The 10,810-nt window shown below is 52.5% G+C and carries 8 protein-coding genes; 3 read left to right on the forward strand and 5 right to left on the reverse strand.

Annotated features, from left to right (window positions below; all coding sequences use genetic code 11):
- Positions 1–38 precede the first annotated feature (38 nt).
- Positions 39–1,790 carry an acyl-CoA dehydrogenase family protein gene (locus ACRRUX_RS19295; RefSeq protein WP_432533626.1) on the forward strand — a complete coding sequence of 584 codons (1,752 nt, stop codon included), beginning with the start codon at positions 39–41 and terminating at the stop codon, positions 1,788–1,790.
- A gap of 260 nt (positions 1,791–2,050) precedes the next feature.
- On the opposite strand, the gene dacB is transcribed toward ACRRUX_RS19295, so the two are convergent.
- Together dacB and ACRRUX_RS19305 are read right to left on the reverse strand one after the other, a co-directional pair.
- Positions 2,051–3,520 carry a D-alanyl-D-alanine carboxypeptidase/D-alanyl-D-alanine endopeptidase gene (gene dacB / locus ACRRUX_RS19300; protein WP_432533629.1) on the reverse strand — a complete coding sequence of 490 codons (1,470 nt, stop codon included), beginning with the start codon at positions 3,518–3,520 and terminating at the stop codon, positions 2,051–2,053.
- The gene (locus ACRRUX_RS19305) at positions 3,501–3,674 is read right to left on the reverse strand and encodes a hypothetical protein (RefSeq protein ID WP_432533632.1); all 174 of its coding nucleotides are present in this window, start codon (positions 3,672–3,674) and stop codon (positions 3,501–3,503) included. The genes dacB and ACRRUX_RS19305 overlap by 20 nt, the downstream gene beginning before the upstream one ends.
- 326 nt (positions 3,675–4,000) lie before the next feature.
- Here ACRRUX_RS19305 and pssA point away from each other — a divergent pair, with 326 nt between their 5' ends.
- Positions 4,001–5,314 carry a CDP-diacylglycerol--serine O-phosphatidyltransferase gene (gene pssA, locus ACRRUX_RS19310; protein WP_432533635.1) on the forward strand — a complete coding sequence of 438 codons (1,314 nt, stop codon included), beginning with the start codon at positions 4,001–4,003 and terminating at the stop codon, positions 5,312–5,314.
- A 390-nt stretch (positions 5,315–5,704) separates the two neighbouring features.
- Here pssA and emrD read toward each other — a convergent pair whose 3' ends face one another.
- The gene (gene emrD, locus ACRRUX_RS19315; RefSeq protein ID WP_432533638.1) at positions 5,705–6,940 is read right to left on the reverse strand and encodes a multidrug efflux MFS transporter EmrD; all 1,236 of its coding nucleotides are present in this window, start codon (positions 6,938–6,940) and stop codon (positions 5,705–5,707) included.
- A 311-nt stretch (positions 6,941–7,251) separates the two neighbouring features.
- On the opposite strand from emrD, the gene ACRRUX_RS19320 reads away from it, so the two are divergent.
- Positions 7,252–8,025, forward strand: a complete 774-nt coding sequence (locus tag ACRRUX_RS19320) for a tRNA-uridine aminocarboxypropyltransferase (protein ID WP_432533641.1) — start codon at positions 7,252–7,254, stop codon at positions 8,023–8,025.
- Between the two features lie 27 nt (positions 8,026–8,052).
- Here ACRRUX_RS19320 and ACRRUX_RS19325 read toward each other — a convergent pair whose 3' ends face one another.
- Positions 8,053–9,474 (reverse strand): diguanylate cyclase, encoded by a 1,422-nt coding sequence (locus ACRRUX_RS19325; protein ID WP_432533644.1) that lies wholly within the window; start codon positions 9,472–9,474, stop codon positions 8,053–8,055.
- Positions 9,474–10,601 carry an FIST signal transduction protein gene (locus ACRRUX_RS19330; protein ID WP_432533647.1) on the reverse strand — a complete coding sequence of 376 codons (1,128 nt, stop codon included), beginning with the start codon at positions 10,599–10,601 and terminating at the stop codon, positions 9,474–9,476. Before ACRRUX_RS19330 ends, ACRRUX_RS19325 begins: the two co-directional genes overlap by 1 nt.
- Positions 10,602–10,810: the final 209 nt, after the last annotated feature.

The raw sequence follows: 10,810 nt of genomic DNA on the forward strand, positions 1-10,810 counted from the left end.
TGAAACATTCGTTTAAATTCATTGTTTGAGAATTAGTCATGTACCCTTATGAAGCACCGCTGAAGGATATGCAGTTCGTTCTGGAAAAGGTATTTAATGCCGGTGATGTATGGGCCGGGATCCCCGCAATGGCAGAGCACCTGGATGTCGATACTGCATTGGCGATTCTTGAAGAGGCAGCCAGGATCAATCAGGATTTGGTGCATCCGTTGAATCGCTCCGGTGATGAAGAAGGGGTTCAGTTTGCTGACGGCAAAGTGAGTACGCCTCAGGGTTACGTTGATGTATATCGCCAGTATGCTGAAGGTGGTTGGGTTGGCTTGTGTGGCGATCCCGAATACGGCGGCATGGGGATGCCCAAAATGTTGGGCGTCCTGGTCGATGAGGTTGGTTATGGTGCCTGTAACGCCTTTACGCTGTACAACTCGCTGACAGCCGGTGCTGCGCTGTGCATTAACGCCCATGCGTCGGATGAATTAAAAGCGCTGTATCTGCCAGCCCTGTATTCAGGGCAATGGGCCGGAGCCATGGATATGACTGAGCCCCAGGCCGGCTCGGATCTGCGCAATATCCGCACCCGCGCTATTCCCAATGAGGATGGCAGTTATGCCATTTCCGGCAGCAAAATTTTTATTACCGGCGGTGATCATGATTTGACCGAAAACATTGTCCATCTGGTGCTGGCCAAATTACCTGAATCCAACGGTATCTCTTTGTTTTTGGTGCCTAAGTATCAGGTAAATGACGATGGCACACTGGGTCAGCACAACGGTGTGTCAGCTGGCTCAATAGAGCACAAGATGGGGATCAAGGCATCTGCGACCTGTGTGATGAATTTCGACCAATCGAAAGGCTTTTTGATTGGCAAGCCAAATCGTGGATTGGTGTGTATGTTCACCATGATGAATTATGAGCGCCTTGCTATCGGGATACAGGGATTGGGCTCAGCACAGGCGGCATCTCAACTGGCGGTGACTTATGCCAAAGAAAGATTGCAGGGGCAGGGTGTTAATCGCAGTAAGACAGAAGCAGACAGCGACCCCATAATAGTGCACGGTGACGTGCGTCGAATGCTGATGATCTGTAAGACGCTGACCGAAGCAGGACGGGCACTCGCGGTTCATACCGGCATGCAACTGGATTTGGCCAAGTATGCGCAGGACGATGCCATTCAGGCTAAAGCCGCACGTTACGTTGGTCTGTTGACACCGGTGGCCAAGGCGTTTTTAACCGATCGCGGGCTGGATGTTGCTGTGATGGCTCAGCAGGTATTCGGTGGGCACGGTTATATCCGTGAAACCGGTATCGAGCAGTTGGTGCGTGATACCCGTATTGCCCAGATTTATGAAGGAACCAACGGTATTCAGGCTATCGACTTCCTGTCACGCAAAGTCGCGGGTGATAATCTGGCGACACTCAAGGAGTTTATTGCTGAACTGCAAGCCATTATGACCAGTTTCAGCAATCAGCAGGGGGTTGCGGATGTGATGGCGCGGTTTGAGCAGCTGTTGGCTGCCGGCGAGCAGATCAATGCCGATAAACTGGTACGTCCGGCACTGCTCAATGCCTGCGCGGTGGATTATCTGGATGCTTTCGGTTATAGCCTCTATGGCTATTACTGGCTGGCAATGCGTGATGCCGCACAGCAAGAAGATACAGAGTTTGCAGCGCAGAAGAACTACCTGTGTGATTTCTATCTGCAGAAACTGCTTTGTCGGGTGGATTCTCTGTTGGCGCAGGTAAATGCCGGTGAGCAAGTGACTATGGTGATGCCTGCTGAGCTGTTCTAATCCCTCAACACATTCATTAAAAGCGTGCCGGGTGCACGCTTTTTTATTGGCTGATATGGTTGCGGCCAAACTTATGCACTAAGCAGGGCAATACAAGCCTGGCAACAATCGTCATCAAAAGTGTCTTTAACGGTGGACCGGATAAAAGCCGACCTGATAGAACTATATTGATCGTGCGGCATTGGTTGTACTAGATCACTGCATCGGCAATGAGTGCTGGGCCTCTGATCTTCTTAACCGTGCTGCAATAAGTCGTTCTTTTATCGCGTATTGTCCCTCAGTGCTCGTGATTCAAGTTGCTGGATCACTGCAGCAAGTATCTTTCCATGCCAGGCTTTTTGCGGCGCGTTATCTTCAATGGTGAGGCCGTTTTCCAGCACCACGAATGAATAGTCCTTACCCGCAACGCTGAAATAGCCTGCCAGATTATCGACACCGCCCATGGAGCCGGTCTTGGCGATGATTCGGTGTTTCAGCGTGCCTTGAGTATAGGGGGCTTTATGAGCCAGCGTCCCGGATTCTCCGGCTTTGGGCAAGGCGTTAATAAGGGGACGCAATTGAGGATCGGCATGTATTTGCACCAGCAGTTGATTCAATACCCCGGCTGACAACAGATTATAACGGGACAGGCCTGAGCCATCTTCGAGCCTGTGATTACTCAATTCAATACCCATCTCTTCGAGGGCCTGAGAAAGCACCGTAACGCCCTGGTTGAATCCTGCATCTTTTCCCCAGTGCTTTTCGGCCATCGCCAGTAGCAAAGTGTCACTGATGAGGTTATCTGACTCCAGCAGTAACTTTGCAGTCAAATCATAGACAGGTACCGAGGAGATTTCGCCCAGACAATGAGCGTCAACTGGAGCCAGTGATGCCAAACGCACCTGACCGGTGAGCCGTATGTTGAGCCCATCAAGAATCTCCCGGCTCCAGTCACCGGTAAATGCCGCAGGATCATTGATGGCAAAGGCGAGATTCAGTGGCCGTTTCTCCGGGAAGCAACCGGTGAAATCAATGTGATTGGGGCCTTTATTGACAAGGGCAAGCTGACAAAATGCACCATTCCCATAGCCGGCGTCACTGTCGACGGTAAACGGAGCTTTGCTTCTCAGCGTGACGGTAGCCGGGATTATGCCCATGGTATCCTTCGGGAGGGGCTTACCGGTCGGACGCATTACTGCCTTTACGCAGTTGCCATCCACAATAAAACTGGATACCGGCGCAGCGTAGCAAATACCGAGATCATCCCACACCCAGCCCGGCGCTTTGGTTGCCCGCCGGGTATTGCCCACCAGCATCAGATCGCCCTGGATCCGGCGGATCCCCAATTCCTTAAGTTTGGCGAGCAGTGTTCTGAGTTGAATAGAGGTTAGTGCGGGATCACCCTTGAACACCAGATACAGATTACCGCTGAGTAGCTGATCTTCAATCCTGCCGTCGGTCAGCAGGCTGGTCGTGAAACGAAAATCACCGCCAAGCACCTTAATCGCCGCGCTGGCGGTCAACAATTTTTGCAGACTGGCAGGCAGTAGCTTCAGCTGTCCGTGGTAACTGACCAAAGGTTCCTGCTGACCAAGTTCGCTCAGAACAAAGGCCACACTGGTGTCTGTCGGGGCGAGGGTGGTGACCAGCTGTGTTAAGCCTACATCCTGGGCTGTGGCGCTGATGCTGGCGACGCAAAGGCACAGCACTGCCCATCGACGTCGTGGGGAACTATTGATCGGACGCATCATCCTGACTCAGCAACCGATAAAGCCTCAGCGTAACGAATACCACCAGTGCCATAAACAGCGGCAGTACCAGCAATCCCAGGTGGGATTTGAAATGAAACAGTGCAGCGGCAGCACCCAGCGCCAGCAGCACGGTAATAAGGATTCGCAATGTCATTGCAGGCTCCGGCAAATTGGTCAGTATACCCTGTAACTCTGACCTGTGGTGTGACTTACTACCACCTTCATGTGGGTTTGTACACGACTTGCTCACGCTTGTTTGAAATTTGCCCAACTTGTTGAACTCACAGGTGCAGCAGGCAAGAAATAACTTGCTCCAGCGCAGCTAAGTCGGTAATTTCTACCCTCTTAACATGCATTTGCCCGTCACAAATGTTACCGGAATTCGGCGATGAAGACGGGAGTCACTGTGGTCAATTACAGTGAGAATTGACAGAGTTACCAATCTGCCGCGTCGATGGCAGGTTGCCTAAGGAGGATACCTTGCTGAACAAGCTGGGTGGAATTGCATTGCAGCCGGATGCCATTAGCTGGTTGCTTACCCCACGAAATTTTAAGGCGCAATTGCTTGAGCGCATCGCCAATGCCAGGCATTCCATTACGATCACTGCACTGTATCTGGAAGATGACGATGCCGGACGGGAAATCCTCGACGCTTTGCTCGCCGCCAAGGCCAATAATCCGGCACTGGATATCAAGGTGTTGGTGGACTTTCACCGCGCCCGCAGAGGCCTTATCGGCCATAAGGGGGACAGCGGCAACTACTTGCTGTATCGCCAGGCGATGTCAGACGCTGAATGTCCTATCGACATTCTCGGGGTGCCGGTTAAATCCCGTGAAGTGATGGGCGTACTGCATCTGAAAGGATTTATTATTGATGACGCAGTGATTTACAGCGGCGCCAGCCTGAATAACATCTATCTGCAGCAACAGGACAGATATCGTTTTGACCGCTACCACCTGATTGAATCACCTGAGCTGGCGCGTTCCATGCGTACGATGGTGCAAAAAGTGCTGGTGGAAGATGAAGCGGTCAGCTCCCTGTGTCAAAACCCCGAAACAGAAATATTGCCCGACAAGCTGCAGGTCAGAAGCTTTAAAAAGCGTCTTGCCAATGCCAGATACGAGTTTCCCAAAACCAAAACTGGTTTGCGGGTAACGCCCTTTGTGGGGTTGGGCGGCAAGCGTAATCAGCTCAACCGTGCTGTACTGGCGCTGGTGGATGAATCAAGAGAGTCACTGTTTATCTGCACCCCTTATTTTAATCCGCCTTTATCTCTGGTGCGCTCGCTGAGTCGTCATTTACGCGCCGGTAAGCGAATTGACATAGTGGTCGGCGATAAAACCGCCAACGATTTCTTTATTCCACCGGAAAAGGATTTTTCGCCGATTGGGGCTGTGCCGTATCTGTACGAACAGTCATTGCGCAAGTTCGCCCGTCGTCAGCAGTGGGCGATTGACAAGGGGTTGCTGAATATCCATGTCTGGAAGCACGAGGATAACAGTTACCATCTCAAAGGGATCAGCGCCGACGGCAAGCGTCATTTGCTGACCGGTTCAAACCTGAATCCAAGAGCCTGGGCGCTGGATTTGGAAAATGGTTTGTTGATCACCGATGAAGAAGGCCACTGGGCTGAGCAATTCGCCAGCGAGCAGGCCTTTATTATGGAGCACACGACCCGCTTGTATCACTACAGCCAAATAGAAACCATCCAGAGCTATCCTGCACCGGTGAAAAAGTTGCTGTCACGCATAAACCGGATTAAAGCTGATATTCTGCTGCGCCGGATACTCTGATTTCAAGGCGCTTTAGCCTCCGAATTCAGCATTGTGTTCACCGTTTTGATAGAAGGACCGGGCGTGTAAACGCCCGGTCCTTTTGTTTATCAGCACCTTTTTCAGTGCCGGGAAGTTGAGGATATTATCTCAACCCCTGATGTCACAGGCACTACCTTAGCTGTGTACAGCGTCTTGCCGGTACACGCAGGCAAGCACAACATCAGGTATTTGATTTCCTGCTGCATAAGGACAACAAGCGCTTTTCACATCCTCATGTCACGCAGGGCTTGTCTTACATTGGGCAATTGATGTGTTGCGTGGGCTGGGGCCATAAAAAATCCCCGCCGGCAGTGCTGGCAGGGATTTTTCATCAACCTATAGTCTGATGGATGGCGACTGTTGCGCCAATCAGATCTGGGCGTGCATATCGTGGCCGGTATGGTCTTCAGACATTCTGGCGTAATTGAGTGCCAGCACGACCAGGAAAACCATAACCATGCACAGCAAGCCGATGGAAAGCTGGCCGTAAATCGGCAGCATCGCCATTGTCAACGCCGCCAGGCCTGCACCGAAGTTTTGCAAACCGCCAAGCAGAGCGCCTGCAATACCGGCCTGACCCGGAAACGGCTCCAGAGCTGCCGAGGTCAGGGTAGGGAACATCATCCCTGCGCCACAGAAAAACAATACTGAACCAAGCAATAAGGTCCAGCCTACCACTTCGCCAAACAGACCCGGGATCAACATGATGGTTGCTCCTGCGCCAAGCAGGGCAATCCCACGATTGAGCAGGCGTTTGATGCGGCTGCTTTTACCGGCAATCCATGCACCGACCAAATAGCCCGGAATAGGTGCCACAAACCATACACTCACCCAGAAAGGGGACAGTTGCAGATACTGGCCATACAGCACCCCGGCAATGGCTTCAAATGCGGCAATTCCGGCGAAAGTCGCAATAAGACCCAGGGTATAACCACGAAAAGCGCGGTGTCTCAGCACCAGAGCATAAGCCTGAAAGACCGAGCGTTTCTCCCGGCGTTCAACTGGCAGCGACTCTTTCAGTGTCAGCGTCAGCATCAGGAGTACACCCAGACTGAAGCCCGCCTGCGTGTAATAGACCGCGCGCCAGCCGAAGGTTTCGGCAGTCAATGAGCCGATAAAGGGCGCAATGAGCGGCAGAAATACCACGGCCATTGAGACATAGCTGTTGAATTGCATCAATCTTGGGCCGGTATAATGATCCCGCGGGATCGAGCGGCTCAGGGCACCTGCAGCAGCGGTACCGGCACCCTGCAGGGCGCTGGCGGCAATCAGGGCATCGACACTGTTTACATGGGCAGCCAGCAGGGCACCGACAATTGACAGTGCAATACCGACAAGCAAAGGAATACGCCGGCCAATCCGGTCTGACACCGGACCATAAACAAATTGCAGCAAACCATAGGCGAGCAGATACGCCGCCATAATCGCCTGCAGATCACCGCCATCGGCGTGCAGAGCCTGGCCGATCATGGGCAGAGCAGGAACAAAAATAGTCTGTGCCATTTGTCCACAGGCCACCATAAATACCAGCTGTATCAACACGCTGGTCAGCGGTGTACCCTGCGGGGAAACAGACGTAGAAGAAGGCCTCAATGTCGCAGGCATGATCTCTCCAATGTATGGGAAAAAGGGGCAGTAACGAGGACGCGGATTCTAGTCTTTCCTGTTTAAGTTTCAATAGCTCAGCTCACAAGGGGCGGAGGATTTATTTTCATCGGTCACATTAGAAAAACTAAGCCTGTAATCAGTTGGTGAAAATATCGCCTGCTTTGGGCGGGGTGAGCAGTCCTGCTGGCAAGAGAATGGGCTGTAACCACTGATGCAGATTGAGCCTGAGTGCGTAACGCAGTAAACTTGCGCCCCGGCGTTGCTGCCGTCTGGGTGGCAATGATTTAGTCAAAAGGTTTAGCGTCACTATGTTGCAGCATTGTCCCCCTGAACATGCGGTTCACCGTCTTTATGCTTTACGAAAATCCATGTCAACCAAGCCCTTTACCGCCAGGGGGAAAAGCCTGCGTCGTTGTGGCCGCTGTCTGCTCGGGCAGTCGTATTGCACCTGCACTCATTGCAGGACGCTGAATACCAACGCCAGCTTTGTGCTTGTCATGTATGATGATGAAGTGCTCAAACCCACCAACTCAGGCCGTCTGATCGCGGATCTGATCCCGGATACCCATGCCTTCCTGTGGTCCAGAACGGATGTGGCTCCCGGGCTGCTGGCGCTGCTTGATGATCCTCAATATCAGCCTTATGTGGTGTTTCCCGGTGAATATGCCTATGAAGGGCAGCAGGTCGTCGGTGCTGTACCCGCAGACGCCATTGCACCGGGAAAACGCCCACTGTTTATCATGTTGGATGGCCGCTGGCGTGAAGCGGTGAAGATGTTTCGTAAAAGTCCCTATTTGCACCGTTTCCCGCTGTTGTCATTCGAAGCCGGAGAGCTGGCCAGATACGCGCTGCGCAAGGGCCAGCGGGAGTTTCAGTTCGGAACAGCGGAGGTGGCTGTGATGGTGCTGGCTGCGATGGGTGAGCGGGCCAATGCCAGTGCGCTCAATGCCTGGTTTGAACTGTTTGTCGAATCCTCGCTGCTTGGGCGCAATCGTCGCCCCTCCAGCGATCTGTCACCCAGAGATGCTCTGGTGGCCAATTATCGCCAGGCGCTGGTCGATGCAGGTGTCAGCCAAGGATAACCAGAGGGGGCAGTGCGGTGTCGGGGCTCAGACCATGATCCGGTTGCGTCCGGCGGATTTTGCCTGATACAACAGATCGTCGGCCGCTTTGGTCATCTCTTCCAGCGTCATTGCTGGGAGAGTGTTACAAACCAGTCCCATACTGGTGGTAACCTGTATGGATCTGGTGCCATGGGTAATTTTTGATTCTGCCAGACTTACCCGAATACGCTCCGCGATACGCATCGCTTCGGTGGTATCGGTGGCAGGCAGTGCCAGAATGAACTCTTCACCGCCAAACCGGCCAAAAATATCTCCTTCGCGGATAAGGCCCTGCACCAGTTTGGCAAAGGCCTTCAACACCTCATCCCCCATGGCATGACCATAGTTGTCATTCACCTGTTTAAATTTATCCAGATCCATCAACATCAGACTGAAAGGCCGCTGCTGTTTGCCACAATTGACCAATTCAACCTCGGCCAGTTCCTGAAAATAACGCCGGTTGTTGGCGCCGGTCAGGGGATCTGTCTGCGCCAGTTGCCTGAGTTTGGTTTCGAAGTTTTTTCGCTCCGAGATATCCAGAAAGGTTTGGGTGATGATGGTCTCACCTTCGAGGCTCAGCGTGCTGAGACGAATTTCGGCAACGAAGTGCTCGGCCCGCTCCGGCATCATTACCACATCCATGCGCAGATCCCGCTCCTGACTCAACAGGCCGTGGTGATAGTTGGCCAGAAATTGCAGGTATTTTTCTTTTCTGTCGATGGGGATCATGTCGGTAAAACTGGTATCGACCACCTCATCGGCTGAAACGTTGAACTTATCCAGCGCATATTGGTTGACCATCAGGATTTGATTGTCCGGAGTGGTGATCACTATGCCAATCGGCGCAGTGTTAATCAGATCCTGCAATTGTTGCTGCCTGACTCGGGAATCCTCAAATGCCTGATTTCTAAGATTGTCAACCAGAGTTCTCACGGTAGCATCCTGGATCACAATCAGCATTTGCCCCTGAGACAAAGAGGCGAACCTGGCCTCCAGATAGATAGCATCTGTGCCCATGGGCAGCACTATATCCAGAGTGTCGGGTTTTACGCCGTTGCGTACGCCTTCGAGATGCTCAAGCAGGCTGGTACTGATGTCCGGATGCACCACCGCCGTAAATGACTGACCTGTCTCGCCGGGACAGATGAGATCTTCAATGCCGGTCGCGCCACGGACATCCCAGATCCGATTGTCTTTATCGACCCACAGACAGATATCCGGCATGGCATTGAGCAGAGTGCTGAGGTTGGTATTGATGGCATTCAGCTCGCGGGAGCTGACATCGATTGAGCGCTCAAGTATTTGCTGCTCATCGCAAAAATCCAGGTAAGCCTGATCGATAAGCTCAACGAACTGCCTGAACCTCGGGTCATCCGGCCATTCCTGGCCGAATACCTTTTTCAGTTGGCGGGTAAGCAGACGATGCATCAGGTCTCCGACAGACAGGTGATTGTCATGGTTTGGTTGTGCAGCTCTGCTTTCATTCCTGTGTCTGCAGGTGAAATTTCGCCGTAAGAATAGAAACCACATACCATGGTGGTTTCCGGCAGGGCTTCGCGCACCACTTCAAGTTCTTCATCGGCCATCTGCTTGAGTACCTGCTTACGGCCAACACAGCTGACCATCAGAGTAAATTGGGGTACAGGTAATTGTTCCAGACACACATGAATGGCATCGTTAGCGCCCTGGATGATGGATTCAACGCTGGCGCGCATTAACCGTGCCACCGAACCTTTGGGAATGCCGCCTGCGAAGGTAATGCTTTGACGCTGCTCATCCACTGCCAGCATGGTTCGCACCAGCCTGGTGGTGCTGCCTGGCTGGGAAATTTCCAGCGGATAACGCAGTCCGCTGAAAGGCAAACCGTCGACTTTGTCACCCAGGTATTCCTTGTAAACGGTCAGTGCCGCCTGATGATCCAGTTCAAACAGTTCATGCCCTTGGGAATCAGTAACCTGCCTTTCTGGTCCAAATGGCGTCCAGCCGCCACGGCTTCCCTGAGTGATGTGCAAATGGTCGCCATACAGGCCGACGGCCACCACCTGTTGATCGGATAAGCTGTCATCCAACAATGTCCAGGTTTGAATAAAAGCCGAATTGTCGCCGGCAAGTCCACCGGTAATGGCAACTCCAGGACGGGAATTATCGGCAAGACCGTGGGCCAGATCGCTGCCATAGACTTTCAGTCCATCGCTCAACACCAGAATAAGCTGTAAGTCTTCTTCATCCAGTTCCTGCGCTATGCCTTTACCCAGAAGATAGGATGCCTTGGGATCGGTAATACTTCTGGATGTGGTGCGGATCCGGCTGTGGTCAAAAGCCAGCAGAGTCACTGACAGCCCCTGATCCTCAAGACACTGATTCAATATTTCACCTGAGGTCGACACCCCGGCGATATGGGCTTTGGGCAGCAGGCCTGCCAGTTCCCGGATAGCGGTGAGATTCCCGGCCATATCGCCCATGACCAGAGCCAGCAGGGAATCGTGCTGCCGAAGCGAGGGGTCTACCAATGGATCCCATTGGCCATCAACCAGTCGCAGTTGCTGGGTTTTCATACTATTCCCCTGATTAATCAATCGTTATTGAAAGAGTGTAGTTGACCGGGCGGTAATTGCCGCCTGCTCCATGAGGTGTTTGCGTCTGGGTCGACTGATGCGGGAGATAACAGAGCGTAATTAAGCGTGTGTGATGAAAATAATTGAACGATAAAAAGCCAGTATTATCGCTTACCTAGAATTTTGCAGTTATATTTCTGGTGGAGTGG

Origin of the sequence: Shewanella sp. GXUN23E (genome assembly GCF_050865035.1) — a bacterium.
Taxonomy (GTDB): Bacteria; Pseudomonadota; Gammaproteobacteria; order Enterobacterales; family Shewanellaceae; genus Shewanella.

Bases quoted from the DNA above. Each gene is read 5' to 3' on its own strand.
- ACRRUX_RS19295 (WP_432533626.1), top strand. From the start codon at position 39: ATGTACCCTTATGAAGCACCGCTGAAGGATATGCAGTTCGTTCTGGAA.
- dacB (WP_432533629.1), bottom strand. From the start codon at position 3,520: ATGATGCGTCCGATCAATAGTTCCCCACGACGTCGATGGGCAGTGCTG.
- ACRRUX_RS19305 (WP_432533632.1), bottom strand. From the start codon at position 3,674: ATGACATTGCGAATCCTTATTACCGTGCTGCTGGCGCTGGGTGCTGCC.
- emrD (WP_432533638.1), bottom strand. From the start codon at position 6,940: ATGCCTGCGACATTGAGGCCTTCTTCTACGTCTGTTTCCCCGCAGGGT.
- ACRRUX_RS19320 (WP_432533641.1), top strand. From the start codon at position 7,252: ATGTTGCAGCATTGTCCCCCTGAACATGCGGTTCACCGTCTTTATGCT.
- ACRRUX_RS19325 (WP_432533644.1), bottom strand. From the start codon at position 9,474: ATGCATCGTCTGCTTACCCGCCAACTGAAAAAGGTATTCGGCCAGGAA.
- ACRRUX_RS19330 (WP_432533647.1), bottom strand. From the start codon at position 10,601: ATGAAAACCCAGCAACTGCGACTGGTTGATGGCCAATGGGATCCATTG.